A 13,976-nucleotide genomic window follows, 5' to 3' on the forward strand; every position below is an offset into this window, starting at 1 on the left:
ATCAGCCGATGATAGAGAGCGGCGCGAAGGTGGTCTACGAAGCGATTGTGCGAAGAAAATCGCGCGCGGCGATATGGCGCGGGATCGGCCCCGGCCGGGCGCCTGGCCGAAATCTCGGCCCGGGCGCCGCGCGAATTCCGAAATCTCGGAACGGCCTTCGCGAGCGCCTTTCCGCAGACGAAACAAATCCCTTTTGAATCAAGGATCTGCAATCCTGCCCGCGGGCCGGACGCCTGGCATGGAGGTTGCATAACAGTGGGCACACGATGCCGCGAAGCAAAGCAGGCATTCCAACATCAGGAGACACGTCTTGCAGACCTCTATCCACACCCCGTCCCATCCCGAGCCGATTGCCGAAGCCGGTCCCGCCACGCGCGAACGCTTCTGGCCGGAAGGCTGGTGGAAGCTGATGGAAATCCGCATCGGCATCATCCCGCTGCCGGTCTACGTGATCCTGTTCGCGCTGATCGTCGGCTTCGCGGTGACAGGCAAGGTGCCCGGCGAAATCTCGATGGCGATCGCCGTGCTCGCGTTCTTCGGCTTCACGTGCGCCGAACTCGGCAAGCGCCTGCCGCTGTTGCGCAACATCGGCGCGGCCGCGATCTTCGCGACCTTCGTGCCGTCGGCGCTCACCTACTACCACCTGCTGCCGAAACCGGTGCTGAACCTGACGGTCGAATTCACGAAATCGACCAACTTCCTGTACCTGTTCATCGCGTCGATCATCGTCGGCAGCATCCTGAGCATGGACCGCCGCGTGCTGATCCAGGGCTTCCTGAAGATCTTCATTCCGCTGGCCATCGGTTCGGTCGCGGCCGCGATCGTCGGCACGGCGGTGGGCACCGCGCTCGGCCTCGGCGCGCGCCACACGCTGCTGTACATCGTCGTGCCGATCATGGCCGGCGGCGTCGGCGAAGGCGCGATTCCGCTGTCGATCGGTTATTCGGAACTGATGCACCTGCCGCAGGGCGAGATGTTCGCGATGGTGCTGCCGCCGGTGATGCTCGGCAGCCTGACCGCGATCATCCTGTCGGGCGCGCTCGACATGCTCGGCAAGCGCCTGCCGCACCTGACCGGCAACGGCCGCCTGCAAGTGGGCGAAACGGGCGACATGACGCCGGAAAGCGAGGAGATCCGCGGCCACGTCGACGTCACGCACATCGCGGGCGCCGGCATCACGGCAATCACGCTGTACCTCGTCGGCCTGATGGCGTTCAAGCTGTTCGGCCTGCCCGCGCCGGTCGCGATGCTGTTCCTCGCGGTGCTCGTGAAACTCGCGCGCGCGGTGTCGCCGCCGCTGCAGGAAGGCGCGTTCGTCGTCTACAAGTTCTTCTCGACCGCCGTCACGTATCCACTGCTGTTCGCGATCGGCGTCGCGATGACGCCGTGGGACAAGCTGACCGCCGCCTTCACGATCGTCAACGTCGTGACGATCGTGTCGACCGTCGCGACGCTGATGGGCACCGGTTTCGTGGTCGGCCGCCTGATGAAGATGTACCCTATCGACACCGCAATCGTGAACGCCTGCCACAGCGGGCAAGGCGGCACCGGCGACGTCGCGATCCTGACCGCCGCGAACCGGATGCAACTGATGCCGTTCGCGCAGATCGCGACGCGCATCGGCGGCGCAATCGTCGTCACGGTGACGCTGATCCTGGTCGCGCATTTCGGATGATGCGCCGCCGCGCGCAGCGTCGCGCCGGCCGCTTCGCACGCGCCGCCGCCGGCTTTGCCGGTGCGCGGCGCGCGTCGTTACGGATTAGGGCCTGTTCACGCTAATAGCGGGCTTCGATGAGGGCGAACGTGCAAACAGGCTTCAAGGGAATCCCGTGGTGGGGCTGGGCGTCGGCGGCCGCGCTGTATGTCGGCGTGGCGGGCGCGGCCGTCGATTTCGCGTGGGAACGCGCGATCGACGCGCTCGAGGAAACCGGCGCGCACCGGCTCGACCTGTATGCGTCGAGCCTGAAGAGCGAGCTCGGCCGCTTCGAGATCCTGCCCGGCCTGGTCGCGCGCCAGGACCGCGTGCGCGCGATGCTGAAGGCTGTGCCGCACGACGCGCCCGAGCTCGTGCACACCGTGAACACCTACCTCGAAGCCGTGAACCGCGACGCGGGCAGCGGCGCCGTCGACGTGATCGACCTGCAGGGCGAGGTGATCGCCGCCAGCAACTGGAACGAGACGATCAGCTTCGTCGGCACCAACGTGTCGTACCGGCCGTACTTCAAGGACGCGCTCGCGCGCGGCAGCGGCCGCTTCTTCGGCATCGGCACCAACACCGGCGTGCCGGGCGTCTACTTCGCCAGCGCGGTGCGCGACGACGGCGTGCCGATCGGCGTGGCCGCCGTGAAGATCAGCGTCGATTCGCTCGAATCGGCCTGGCGCGCGCCGGGCGTCGCCGCGATGGTCGTCGACAGCAACGGCGTGGTCGTGATCTCGACCGAACCCGCCTGGAAATTCACCGCGTTGCGCCCGATCACCGCGCAGCAGCAGCGCGACATCCAGGCGTCGCGGCAATACGCGGGCCGCACCGTCGACGCGCTGCCGTATCGCCGCATCGGCGAGCGCAGCACGGCCGCGTGGTTCGGCACGTTCCCCGATCTGCGCCGCACCGGCCGCACCACGCGCTATCTCGTGATGTCGCGCCCCGCGCCGCAGGCCGGCGATTCGCTGATGGTGCTGCTCGACATCGCCGGCGCGCGCCGCCAGCAGCAGACGGCGTTCGTGTTCGTCACCGGCGCGTTCCTGATCGCCGCGCTGCTGGCCGGCTACGCGATCCAGCGCCGCCGTGCGATCGTCGCGCGGCTGAGTGCGCAGGACGCGCTGCGCCGCGCGAACGACCGGCTCGAGCTCACCGTCGCGCAGCGCACGGCCGCGCTGACGGCCGCGAACGAGCGGATGCAGCGCGAAATCGACGAGCGCGAGCGCACCGAGCAGCGGTTGCGCGCTTCGCAGCAGGAAGTCGTGCACGCGGGCAAGCTCGCGGTGCTCGGGCAGATGGCCGCCGGCCTCACGCACGAGCTGAACCAGCCGCTCGTCGCGATCCGCACGCTGTGCGACAACGCGCGCACGTTCTTCGCGCGCGGCCAGCCCGCGCAGGCGGATGCGAATCTCGAACGGATCGGCAAGCTCGTCGACAGCATGGCCGTGCTCACCGGCGAGCTGAAGACCTTCGCGCGCAAGCCGGACGTCGAGCGCGTCGCGGTGTCGCTGAACGAAGCCGTCGCGCATGCGCGGCTCATCTACGACGCGCGGATCCGCGACGAAGGCGTGCGGCTCGACGTGAACATCGCGCCCGGCACGACGGTGTCGGCCGAATCGAGCCAGTTGCAGCAGGTGATCGTGAACCTGCTCGGCAATGCGCTCGACGCGGTGCATGACGCGCCCGTGCGCCGCATCGTCATCGAGGCCGCCGACGCGGACGAAGCGGGCCGCGTGCGCTTCACGGTCACCGACAGCGGCGCCGGCATCGCGCCCGACGTGCTGCCGCACCTGTTCGAGCCGTTCGTCACGACCAAGCCGCGCGGCCAGGGCCTCGGGCTCGGCCTCGCGATCACGTCGCGCATCGTCGAGGCGTTCGGCGCGAAGATCGCCGCGACGAACCGCGACGAAGGCGGCGCGCAGTTCAGTATCGAATTCGCGGCGGCGACGCCGCAAAGGACAGAGCATGGAAGATGAGATTCGGGTGCTGGTCGTCGAGGACGATGAAAACGTCCGCATCGGCGTCGAGCAGGCCGTCGCGCTCGCCGGGTTCCCGGTCGACGCGTTCGCGTCGGCCGCCGACGCGCTTGCGCACGTCGCGCCCGGCGCGCCGGTCGTGATCGTGTCGGACGTGCGGATGCCGGGCATCGACGGGCTGCAGTTGCTCGACCGCGTGATGGCCGTCGATGCGCAGATCCCGGTCGTGCTGATCAGCGGCCACGCGGATATCTCGACGGCCGTCGGCGCGATGCAGGTCGGCGCGTACGACTTCATCGAGAAGCCGTTCTCGTCGGACGTGATCGCGGGCCGCGTCGCGCGCGCGGTCGAGAAGCGCCGCCTGACGCTGGAGGTGCAGGGGCTGCGCGCTGCGCTGCACAACTGGCAGGGCATCGAGGCGTTCGTGCTCGGCAAGTCGCCCGCGATGGCCGATGTGCGCAAGAAGATCCTGCGCCTCGCCGATACGTCGGTGTCCGTGCTGATCTCCGGCGAAACCGGCACCGGCAAGGAGCTGATCGCGCGCAGCCTGCACGACTTCGGCGGCCGGCGCGACGCGCATTTCGTCGCGCTGAACTGCGGCGGGCTGCCCGAGCAGATCTTCGAGAGCGAACTGTTCGGGCACGAAGCCGGCGCGTTCACCGGCGCGATCAAGAAACGCATCGGCAAGATCGAATGGGCGCACGGCGGCACGCTGTTCCTCGACGAGATCGAGACGATGCCGATTTCGCTGCAGATCAAGATGCTGCGCGTGCTGCAGGAGCGCGTGGTCGAGCGGCTCGGCGCGAACGAGCTGATTCCGGTCGATTGCCGCGTGATCGCCGCGTCGAAGGCCGATCTCGCCGAACTCGCGGCCGACGGGCGGTTCCGCGCGGATCTGCTGTATCGCCTGAACGTCGCACAGATCGAGCTGCCGCCGCTGCGCGAGCGGCGCGAGGACGTGCCGTTGCTGTTCGAGCATTTCGTGCTCGCGGCCGCGCGGCGCTTCGGGCAGCCGGCGCCGGTCGTCACGGCTGCACAGGTATCCGAACTGATGACGCATGCGTGGCCCGGCAACGTGCGCGAACTGCAGAACGTGGCCGACCGCTTCGTGCTCGGGCTGACCGGCGACAGCCTGCTGTCGTCCGGCGGCGCACCGGCGGTGGGCGGCACGCTCGCGGAACAGCTCGCATATTTCGAGCGCATGTTGATCGAGGACATGCTGCGGCGTCACAACGGCAACGTTGCGGACGCAAGCATCGCGCTCGGCATGCCGAAGAAGACGCTTTATCACAAGCTGCGCAACCTGCGGATTCCCGCGCGCGGCGACGCGGCGGCCGACGGCGGCGAATGACGCGAACGAGGATACGCACCCCAGCATGGATCGCATCGAAGTCACCGAACGCGGCCGCATCGACGGCCACCTGATCCGCGGCGTCACGCGCGCGCAGAAGACCTTCCGCCCCAGCGACTGGCCCGAGCGCCTCGCGGGCGTCATCACGCTGTTCGTCGGCGAACGGCGGCCCGGCTATCCGTGCGCACTGTCGCGGCTCGCGATGCCCGTCGTCGACGGCGGCGTCAAATGCCTGATCGTGTCGGACGAACTGCGCGACGTGTGCGCGGACGCGTTCGACTTCGCGATGCGGTTCGCCGCCGACAACGACCTTCCCGTCGAGCTTCAGAGCGCGCCCGCATTGACGGTGCGCTGACGCCAAAACCGCCTGCTTCTCCCTGATTTTCCGGTGCGATTGCGCGTGCGTGCAGGCCGCCGCGCACCCTTTCGACGATGAAATGAATCGTCAGATGATTGAAGGCTTCGACATACCCCCACGCTCCGACAGGGGTTTGCGGCGCAGCCATCAATAAAATTGATCGTCACGATGAAAATTATGCGTTTTCCTTGCAGGTAGCCGTGAGGCATAGTTGCGTCGTGTTGACGCACCTTTGAGTCTTTCAGTCATGAACATGCGAATCGAGCCGTCCGTGCTCGCGAATCCCGACCTGCAATTTGCGACGCTTTCGTCAGGCATCAGCCTGCCGTATTTCGAGCGGGGCAGCGGCGCGCCGATGGTGTTCGTGCACGGCTCGCTGTGCGACTACCGCTACTGGGATCCGCAACTCGCATCGCTGTCGGCTCACTACCGCTGCATCGCGCCGAGCCTCAGCCACTACTGGCCGGCCGTCGAAGCCGGCATCCAGGACGAGTTCAGCTGGCAGAACCACGTCGACGAGCTCGCCGAATTCATCGACGCGCTCGATCTCGGCCCCGTGCATCTGGTCGGCCATTCGCGCGGCGGCAGCGTCGCGTTCAACGTCGCGCGCCAGCATCCGCACCTCGTCGAATCGCTCGTGCTCGCCGATCCGGGCGGCCCGCTGCAACAGCCGGGCGTGCGCGAAGCCGCGCTGCCGGCTGCCGCGATCGCGCTGCGCACGAACGCGGTGAACCTGATCGGGCAAGGCGATGTGGAGTCGGGCCTCGAGATGTTCGTCGATTCCGTGAGCCTGCCCGGCGCATGGAAAAAGAGCACGTCGCGCTTCCGCACGATGGCGATCGACAACGCGAGCACGCTGCCGAAGCAGCTGCGCGACCCGCTGCCCGCGTATTCGCAGCACACAGCTGGCGATATCGCGTGCCGCACGCTGCTGATCGACGGCCAGCGCAGCCCGAAGATGTTCCGCAACAACGTCGACACGCTGTCGCAGTGGATCGGCGATGCGCAACGGCAGACCGTCGCCGGCGCATCGCACGGCATGAATGCGGCGAGCCCCGCCGTGTTCAACCGCTACGTGCACGAGTTCGTCGCCGCGTAAGCGCGCGGGCGGCGTTCGTTCCGCCCGGGTTTCCGCCTCGTTCTTCAGAAGCGATGCAGGCATGGCCCGCATCGCTTCGTTCCTTCAGCCGCCGTGCGTCACCGGCGCATCCGTTCCGTAGATCTGCCTGCGCAATTCGGCCAGCCGCGTGTCGAGCGCCGCGCGCTGCTGTTCGCGATCCGGCACCGTGCGCACCACCTCGTCGATGATCTTGCGGCTCTGCGCGACATAGTCGGCATCCTGCCGCTCGCGCGCCGGCGATGCCGGCCGCTCGCCCATCGCGAGATCGCGCAGATGGTCGCGCAATGCGTCGCTCGCGGCCTGGCGCGCGCCCGCATCGGATTCGGCGTCCTGCCACAGCAGATCCGCGAGCCCGGACGCTTCACGCGGATCGAGCCTGCCCGCATCGGCATCCGCACGCAGTTGCGTCAGCAACGAACGGGCGCGCGCCTGCCGGTCGGCCGCATTCAGCGCGTCGCGTTCGTGCGCATAGCCGTCGAGCTGCGCGCGGAAATTGATCGGCGACGCGTTCGCCTGGTTCGTCATGGTGGATTCCTGGCTGACAGTGGTGGAAGAAGCGGCCTGCGGCGCGCCGCCCGGGCGGCCGGCCCACATCACGACGGCCGACGCGACGGCGCCCGCCGCCAGCGCGACCGCGCTCCATGCGATTCCGGTTCGGTTCATCATGCGGTTCCCGTCACGCGCGCGAAGAGCGGATCGGTCACGCTCGCCGCGCCGGTTTCGACATGGCCGGCCAGCGTGCGCAGATACCCCGCATCCGCATCGATCGTCACGCTGAAGTCGTACCAGCCGCCACTTGCCGACAGGTTCAGCGTCGTCTCGACGACCGCACCGGCCGCGACCGTGCCGGAGCGCGATGCGGTGCCGTAGCCGTTGTCCACGAGCGTCGCGACCAGCGGCGTGCGGCCCGCGTTGCGCATCCGCACGACGAGATTGCCGTCGGCGCGATACGCGACCGTCACGTCGAGCAGCGGCGCGCTCGACGTCGCGCCGCCCTTGAAGCGTCGGTAGAAGCCGTTCGGCCCGTACGCCGCGAGGTCGTAGCGTCCCTGCGTATCGCGCACCGGCCACCATTGGTCGCTCAGCACGCGGCCGCTCTGGATCGTGTAGAAACGCGGGCCGTTCTGCGCGAGCGCGTCATGCACATGGAACACCGCGGCCGACGTGCCGGCCGTGTTGCCGGGCACGGCCTTGCCGTTGTTCGCGAAGCTCACGTTCAGCACGCCGGCGCGCGTGTCGAGCGCCGCCTCGACGAACAGTTCGTACGGCACCGCGCGCAGCTTGCGCTGCCCCGGCTCCTGCACCGGCAGCGGCGCGTTCTCGGCCGGGTAGCTCGCCGGATAGCTCGGCTTCGCGAGGTAGTACTGCACCCAGTACGCGTTGTCGAGCTGCGCCTTCGTCGCGGTCAGGTCGAACAGCGCGGGCGGCACCGTGCGGTCCGCATCACCCGCGAAATCGAACGCCGAGCTCAGGTCGCCGCACACGGCGCGACGCCACGGCGTGATGTTCGATTCGTAGATGTCCGGATGATCGTCGCCGAAGCGCTTCTCGATGAAGCGGATCACCGACGTGTGATCGAACACTTCGGAACAGGTCCACCCGCCCTTCGACCACGGCGAGATCGCGAGCAGCGGCACGCGTGTGCCGAGCCCGATCGGCAGGCCCGACTGCTGCTCGATCTCGCCTTCGACGCTGACCGTCGACAGCCCCTTGCCGGCTTTCCACGGCGGCACGGGCGCGGTCACGTGATCGAAGCGGCCGTCGCCTTCGTCGTAGCAGATCAGGAAGACGGTTTTCGCCCACACGTCGGGGTTCGACGTGAGCGCATCGAGAATGCGCGACACGAATTCCTCGCCGAACGACGGCCCCCACCACGGATGCTCGGACGACGAGAACGGCGGCACGATCCACGACACCTGCGGCAGCCGGTTCGCGAGCACGTCGTCGCGCAGCGACGAGATGCCGCGCGCAGTCAGCCCGCGCTGATACAGCGGCGAGCTCGACGATGCCGACTTGTACTGCGAAAACCACGCGAGCGCGTTGCAATCGTAGTTGTTGGTGTTGTCGATCCAGTATCGGCTCGACAGGAAATTCCATGCGACGTTGAACGAGCCGACGCCGCCTTCCTGATACACGCGCCAGTCGATACCGGCCTGCTGCAGACGCTCGGGGAAGGTCTGCCACGACACCGTGCCCGAGCGGTCGCCCATCGTGTTCGACATCGCGACCTGGCTGCCGTCGGCCTTCGGCGACGAGCGCCCCGTCATCAGGTAAAGACGGTTCGGATTGGTCGGCCCCATCATCGACTGGTGATACGCGTCGCAGATCGTGAACGCGTTCGCGAGCGGGTAGTAGTACGGCAGGTCGGCGCGCTTGAAGTACCCCATTGCGTCCGGCCACTGCACGGCCATCCACTGGTCGTTGCGCCCTTCGTTCCACAGCTTGTGGAACGCATCCCACTCGTGGTTCTCGGGCATCATCCACTGCGCCCACGTCTTCGACGTGTCGAGATGCCAGGGCACGTAATCGCGGCCCTTGTAGTTCTGATACCAGATCGCCTTGCCGTCGGGGCGCGCGACCGCGCGCGGATCGTTGAAACCGCGCACGCCCGGGAACGTGCCGAAGTAATGGTCGAATGCGCGGTTTTCCTGCATCAGTACGACGATGTGCTCCACGTCCCGGATCGTGCCGGTCACGCGGGCCGGCTCGACGGCAAGTGCGCGGCGAATGCTTTCGGGCAGCGTCGCCGCGAGCGCGGCGGCGCCGGCCGCTTGCGCCGAGCGGGTCAGGAACGTACGGCGGTCGATACGCGACATCGGCAATCCCTCCTCGTTTTTCTGGCCGGACGGGGATGGTCATGCAGGCGGCGTGCGCCGCGTGCGGGCGATGCGCGGCCTCGGAGCCGCAACGAGGTTCCGATAAAGGCGCGCGGCGCGTCGACGGCCCCCTCCTGCCCGCCGCGCGCGTCATCGATCTGTCGGATTTTAGAAAGGGAAATCGGACAGTTTTGTTAAGACGCGACAAAAAACCAGACGATTACGACATTAGAACTCCTCTACAATTCGCCGGCGATGCAATCGGGCGACGTAGCGGTGGGCAATGTGTCGGGAATGAGGTAATCGGCGGATGCGTGGGGCCGCGCATCCGCGGTGCCGCCCGGCCGGGCGACGAAAGTGCTTCACGTTACGCGATCGGTTCGGCCTTGCGCGTCACCGCGTCCGGCAGCCCGAACAGGCTGTCGAACGACCAGTTGTACACGAACGTGAAGATCGGGAAAAACACGATCAGCACCGCGTCGTACAGGAACGCCTGTATCAGCGACACGTCGAGCCACCACGCGATCAACGGGATCAGGAACGTCACGAGCGCGACCTGGAAGCCGATCGCGTGCAGCACGCGGCGCCCGACGGTGCGCGTCGTCGCCGCGCGCCGCCGCTCCCACGCCTCGAACGCGAGGTTGTACAGAAAATTGACGGTGACGCCCGTCGTCGAGATCATCACGCCCAGCAGGCCGCTCGTCGCCGCGCTCGCGCCGCTCAGCATGCCGAGCACCGACGACGCGATCAGGATGCCGAGCACTTCGAACATCGCGACGTAGACTATGCGTCTCTTCCACCCTTGCATGACCATCCACCTTCGTTTCGAACAAGGTGGCGAGACTATCAGCGGGTATCTTGTCCGCAAAAGTCAGGTCCTTTCAATTTTTCTGACAGGAGGCCGCGCGTGCTGACCAGCGACCACATCGACATGCTGCTGACCGTCATCGACAAAGGCTCGTTCTCGGCGGCCGCGCGTGCGCTCGGCCGCACGCCGTCGGCCATCAGCATGGCGATCGCGAACCTCGAAGCCGAACTCGATCTCGTGCTGTTCGACCGCGGCACGCGCGAACCGACGCCGACCGCCGCGATGGCCGCGCTGCTGCCCGATGCACGCTCGATCGCCGAACGCCTGCACGCGCTGCGCGCGCATGCGCAGCACCTGTCGGAAGGCGTCGAGGACACGCTGCGGCTCGGCCTCGCCGCCGAGATCGACGGCGCGCCCGTCGCCCGCGCGCTGACGGCCGTCGCCGCGAAGTATCCGGCGCTTGCGATCGGCATCGTCACCGCGCCGCAGGACGTCATCATCGATGCGCTGCATCGCAATGCGGTCGATCTGTGCGTCGCATATGGCGGGCTCGACCTGCATCCGCAGGAACAGATCCACGCGCTGTGGACCGAAACGCTCATGGCAGTCGCCGCGCCGAGCCACCCGCTGATCGCCGAGGCCACGCATCCCGAGGCGATCGAGCGGCTGTCCGGCTTCCGGCAGATCGTGATCGCCGATCCGGAGCGACCGTTGACCGACGTGCGGCCCGTGATCGGCAACCGCACGTGGAAGGTGACCGACATGGCGACCGCGATCGCGCTCGTGACAGCCGGCCATGGCTGGGCGAACCTGCCCGCATCGATGATCGGCCGGTACGTCACGGCAGGCGAGCTCGCGCCGCTCGCGTTCGCGAACATCCGCAACGGGCTGCCGCTGCCCGTGTATCTGCGGCGGCCGAAGCACACGGGGCTCGGCAAGGCGGCAAGCGAACTGGTGCACGCGCTGCGCGCTGAAAACCGGGACGCGTAACCGGTGCGGCGAGATATCGCCGCACCGTCGGCCAACGTCTGACGGCTTGACCGTTAGTTGCGGTTAATGCGCCGCCGCCGCCCCCTGGATCGAATCCACGAGCGACGCGTTGTCATAACGCCGCCCGGCGATCCCCCATCCGCCGTCGACCGCATGCACGACATTCACCCACACCTGCGCCGGCGCCAGCCGCCCGCCCGCTCGGCGCAGCACGATCGCGGTCGCCCGCTCGACGAATTGCCGCTGCCTGTCGGGCGCCGCGAGCGCCACGGCGGGCAGTTTCAGTTCGACGAATGCGGCAGGCTCCGCGCGCCCGTGCACGAAAGTCCGGTTCCGCGGCAACACGTTGAGCGTGCCCACCACGTTCGGCGCCAGGAACGCATTCCCGGTCAACCCTTCGACATCCAGCAGCGCATCGGTCAGCTCGGCAAACACCGGCCCTTCGTCGTCCGGCGTGAAAACCCCTTCGGAAACTGTCAGCGTGATCGGCATCGCACTTCCTCCTGGTCAGGTCATCGGAATCGTGACGTGATATAAATATCAGTCACTCTCTATACATTAGACACTGATCGCTCTCTATGCAAGATAAAGAGTGATCGCTCTGAAGCGAGCCTGTCATGCGCTATTCCGTCGAGCACAAACACGAAACCCGCGCGCGCATCCTCGATGCGGCGAGCCGCCTGTTCCGCCAGGAGGGGTACGGCGGCTCCGGCATCGGTCCGCTGACGAAGGCGGCGGGCGTCACCAACGGCGCGTTCTACGGGCATTTCAAATCGAAGGGCGAAGCGTTCCGCAGCGTCGTACTCGACGGCCTCGACCAGCTCCGGCAAGGCGTCGCGCGGTTCAAGGCCGAGCATGGCGCGCGCTGGCGGCGTCCGTTCGTATCGTTCTATCTGGGGCCGCGGCGCACCTGCGAACTCGGCGAAAGCTGTGCGCTGCCGAGCCTGTCTCCGGAAGTGATGCGCGCCGACGACGAGACGCGCGACGCGTATGAACAGGCCTTGCGGCAGATCGTCGACGAAGTCGCGTCCGGGCTCGGCGACACGCCCGACGACGACCGCGCGATCGCGTTCCTCGCGCTGCTGTCGGGCGGCGTCACGCTCGCCCGCGCGGTGCGCGATCCGGTGCTGGCGGAACGCATCGCCGATGCGGTCGGCCGGTACGCGGTGGTGATCGCGGAACGCACGGACGTTCAGCCGGAGCAGCAGGCATAACGGAAGGCCAATAAAAAACCCCGATCCGCGCAACCACGGATCGGGGTTCTTCATCTCACTTACTACGTGTTCACGGCGGCCCGTCACGGGCCGATGGCTCAACGCGCGGCCACACTCTCCTTGCCGGATGCCGCGTCGCCGACCGCCGTCGGCGCATTACCCCAGCCGCCGCCCAACGCACGAATCAGGTTCACGGTCGACACGGCCTGCGCACCGGTCAACTGGTTCGCCTGCAGTTGCGACTGCAGCACCGAGCGCTCGCTGTCGATCACGTCGAGATACGCGACCTCGCCTTCCTGGTACTGCGTGCGCGACAGCGTCGCCGCGCGACGCGACGCGTTGACCGCCGCATTCTGCGCGCTGATCTGGTCGTCGAGCAGGCGCAGATCGGCGAGATTGTCCTCGACCTCGCGGAACGCGACGAGCACCTGCTGCCGGTAGTTCGCCACCTGCTCGTCGTACTGCGCGCGCGCCTGCTGCACACCGGCCGCACGACGTCCGCCGTCGAACAGCGGCAGCGTCAGCGCGGCGCCGGCGAACGGCCCGAGCAGGAACGTGCGGCTCGACCACATGAACAGGCTGCCGAGCGTCGACGCCTCATAACCGAACGCCCCCGTGATATCGAGCTTCGGGAAATACGCCGATTTCGCGAGGCCGACCCGCGCGTTCGCGGCCGCCATCGCGCGCTCGGCCGCCGACACGTCCGGACGGCGTTCGAGCAGCGCGGACGGCAGGCCCGCCGGAATCTTCACGCCGACCGGCACGATCGGCGTTTCCTTGAACGCGAAATCCGCCGGCGCCTTGCCGAGCAGGATCGCGAGCGCATGTTCGGACGCCGCGCGCCGGCGCGCGACGCCGACCGCATCGGCCTGCGCGCTGGCCAGTTCGTTCTTCGCGCGCGACACGTCGAGCTCGCTGATGTCGCCTTCGTTGAAACGGCGCTGCACCAGCTTCAATGCCTGGTCGCGCAATTCCACCGTGCGGCGGTACAGGTCCTGGTCCGAGTCGAGCTGGCGCAGTTCGAAGTAGTTCTGCGCGACGTCCGCCTGCAGCGCGAGCTGCACCGAACGGAACAGCGCTTCGCTCTGCGCCTGGTCGGCACGCGACGCCTCGACGTTGCGGCCGACGCGGCCGAACAGGTCGGCCTCATACGACACCGTGCCCTGCGCGCGCCACAGCGTCGCGTTGGTCGGGCCCGTACCCTGCGGCTGGAACTGCGACGCCGACGACAGCCCTTCGCGCGTCGGTCCGAAACCGGCGCCGATCTGCGGGAACCATTGCGAGCGCGCGGAACGCGTCGCTGCACGCGCTTCCTCGACACGCGCGGCCGCGGCCTTCAGGTTCTGGTTCGCGGCGAGCGCCTGCGTCTCGAGCGAATCGAGCACCGGGTCGCCGAACACCGTCCACCATTCGCCGCGATGCGCGCCGTCGGCCGGCTCGGCCGTCTTCCACGTGCCGGCCTGTTCGCCCGCGGCCAGCGTCGGCGCTTCCTTGAACGCGGCGGGCGTCGACGCATCCGGGCGCTTGTAGTCGGGGCCCACCGCGCACGCGGCAAGCAGCGTCGCGAGCAGGGTGCTCGCCGCCGCCACCTTCGCGAAGCGCATCAGGCCATTCGTGTTGTGCATGTTGTTCATCTTTCTATCC

At 67.7% G+C, this 13,976-nt stretch carries 12 protein-coding genes; 7 read left to right on the forward strand and 5 right to left on the reverse strand.

What is annotated here, in order from left to right:
* Positions 1-310 precede the first annotated feature (310 nt).
* From BBJ41_RS26675 to BBJ41_RS26695, 5 genes are all read left to right on the forward strand, one after another.
* Positions 311-1,675: a 2-hydroxycarboxylate transporter family protein gene (locus BBJ41_RS26675; RefSeq protein WP_069749215.1), complete on the forward strand. Its 1,365-nt coding sequence runs from the start codon at positions 311-313 to the stop codon at positions 1,673-1,675.
* A gap of 116 nt (positions 1,676-1,791) precedes the next feature.
* The gene (locus BBJ41_RS26680) at positions 1,792-3,675 is read left to right on the forward strand and encodes a sensor histidine kinase (protein ID WP_069749216.1); all 1,884 of its coding nucleotides are present in this window, start codon (positions 1,792-1,794) and stop codon (positions 3,673-3,675) included.
* Positions 3,665-5,026 carry a sigma-54-dependent transcriptional regulator gene (locus BBJ41_RS26685; protein WP_069749217.1) on the forward strand — a complete coding sequence of 454 codons (1,362 nt, stop codon included), beginning with the start codon at positions 3,665-3,667 and terminating at the stop codon, positions 5,024-5,026. Before BBJ41_RS26680 ends, BBJ41_RS26685 begins: the two co-directional genes overlap by 11 nt.
* A 25-nt stretch (positions 5,027-5,051) precedes the next feature.
* Positions 5,052-5,381, forward strand: coding sequence for a DUF3579 domain-containing protein (locus BBJ41_RS26690; protein WP_069749218.1), 330 nt, complete (start codon positions 5,052-5,054; stop codon positions 5,379-5,381).
* Positions 5,382-5,631: 250 nt separating this feature from the next.
* The gene (locus tag BBJ41_RS26695; RefSeq protein WP_069749219.1) at positions 5,632-6,483 is read left to right on the forward strand and encodes an alpha/beta fold hydrolase; all 852 of its coding nucleotides are present in this window, start codon (positions 5,632-5,634) and stop codon (positions 6,481-6,483) included.
* An 84-nt stretch (positions 6,484-6,567) separates the two neighbouring features.
* Here the strand turns inward: BBJ41_RS26695 and plcR are convergent, their stop codons facing one another.
* From plcR to BBJ41_RS26710, 3 genes are all read right to left on the reverse strand, one after another.
* Complete coding sequence (gene plcR / locus BBJ41_RS26700) at positions 6,568-7,170, reverse strand: phospholipase C accessory protein PlcR (RefSeq protein ID WP_069749220.1); 603 nt, start codon at positions 7,168-7,170, stop codon at positions 6,568-6,570.
* Positions 7,167-9,320 (reverse strand): phosphocholine-specific phospholipase C, encoded by a 2,154-nt coding sequence (locus BBJ41_RS26705; protein WP_069749221.1) that lies wholly within the window; start codon positions 9,318-9,320, stop codon positions 7,167-7,169. The genes plcR and BBJ41_RS26705 overlap by 4 nt, the downstream gene beginning before the upstream one ends.
* Positions 9,321-9,687: 367 nt before the next feature.
* Complete coding sequence (locus BBJ41_RS26710) at positions 9,688-10,128, reverse strand: PACE efflux transporter (RefSeq protein WP_069750389.1); 441 nt, start codon at positions 10,126-10,128, stop codon at positions 9,688-9,690.
* A 99-nt stretch (positions 10,129-10,227) separates the two neighbouring features.
* On the opposite strand from BBJ41_RS26710, the gene BBJ41_RS26715 reads away from it, so the two are divergent.
* A complete protein-coding gene (locus tag BBJ41_RS26715) occupies positions 10,228-11,118 on the forward strand; it encodes a LysR family transcriptional regulator (protein ID WP_069749222.1) in 891 nt (296 codons plus the stop codon).
* A 63-nt stretch (positions 11,119-11,181) separates the two neighbouring features.
* On the opposite strand, the gene BBJ41_RS26720 is transcribed toward BBJ41_RS26715, so the two are convergent.
* Complete coding sequence (locus BBJ41_RS26720; protein ID WP_069749223.1) at positions 11,182-11,610, reverse strand: Tautomerase enzyme; 429 nt, start codon at positions 11,608-11,610, stop codon at positions 11,182-11,184.
* A 125-nt stretch (positions 11,611-11,735) separates the two neighbouring features.
* Here BBJ41_RS26720 and BBJ41_RS26725 point away from each other — a divergent pair, with 125 nt between their 5' ends.
* Positions 11,736-12,332: a TetR/AcrR family transcriptional regulator gene (locus BBJ41_RS26725; RefSeq protein WP_069749224.1), complete on the forward strand. Its 597-nt coding sequence runs from the start codon at positions 11,736-11,738 to the stop codon at positions 12,330-12,332.
* A 98-nt stretch (positions 12,333-12,430) separates the two neighbouring features.
* Here BBJ41_RS26725 and opcM read toward each other — a convergent pair whose 3' ends face one another.
* The gene (gene opcM, locus BBJ41_RS26730) at positions 12,431-13,966 is read right to left on the reverse strand and encodes a multidrug efflux transporter outer membrane subunit OpcM (RefSeq protein ID WP_069749225.1); all 1,536 of its coding nucleotides are present in this window, start codon (positions 13,964-13,966) and stop codon (positions 12,431-12,433) included.
* Positions 13,967-13,976 lie beyond the last annotated feature (10 nt).

This window comes from Burkholderia stabilis (assembly GCF_001742165.1).
In the GTDB taxonomy this organism is placed as follows: domain Bacteria; phylum Pseudomonadota; class Gammaproteobacteria; order Burkholderiales; family Burkholderiaceae; genus Burkholderia; species Burkholderia stabilis.

Coding starts and splice junctions, on each gene's coding strand:
- BBJ41_RS26680 (WP_069749216.1), top strand. CDS start 1,792: ATGAGGGCGAACGTGCAAACAGGCTTCAAGGGAATCCCGTGGTGGGGC.
- BBJ41_RS26685 (WP_069749217.1), top strand. CDS start 3,665: ATGGAAGATGAGATTCGGGTGCTGGTCGTCGAGGACGATGAAAACGTC.
- BBJ41_RS26690 (WP_069749218.1), top strand. CDS start 5,052: ATGGATCGCATCGAAGTCACCGAACGCGGCCGCATCGACGGCCACCTG.
- BBJ41_RS26695 (WP_069749219.1), top strand. CDS start 5,632: ATGAACATGCGAATCGAGCCGTCCGTGCTCGCGAATCCCGACCTGCAA.
- plcR (WP_069749220.1), bottom strand. CDS start 7,170: ATGATGAACCGAACCGGAATCGCATGGAGCGCGGTCGCGCTGGCGGCG.
- BBJ41_RS26705 (WP_069749221.1), bottom strand. CDS start 9,320: ATGTCGCGTATCGACCGCCGTACGTTCCTGACCCGCTCGGCGCAAGCG.
- BBJ41_RS26710 (WP_069750389.1), bottom strand. CDS start 10,128: ATGCAAGGGTGGAAGAGACGCATAGTCTACGTCGCGATGTTCGAAGTG.
- BBJ41_RS26720 (WP_069749223.1), bottom strand. CDS start 11,610: ATGCCGATCACGCTGACAGTTTCCGAAGGGGTTTTCACGCCGGACGAC.
- BBJ41_RS26725 (WP_069749224.1), top strand. CDS start 11,736: ATGCGCTATTCCGTCGAGCACAAACACGAAACCCGCGCGCGCATCCTC.
- opcM (WP_069749225.1), bottom strand. CDS start 13,966: ATGAACAACATGCACAACACGAATGGCCTGATGCGCTTCGCGAAGGTG.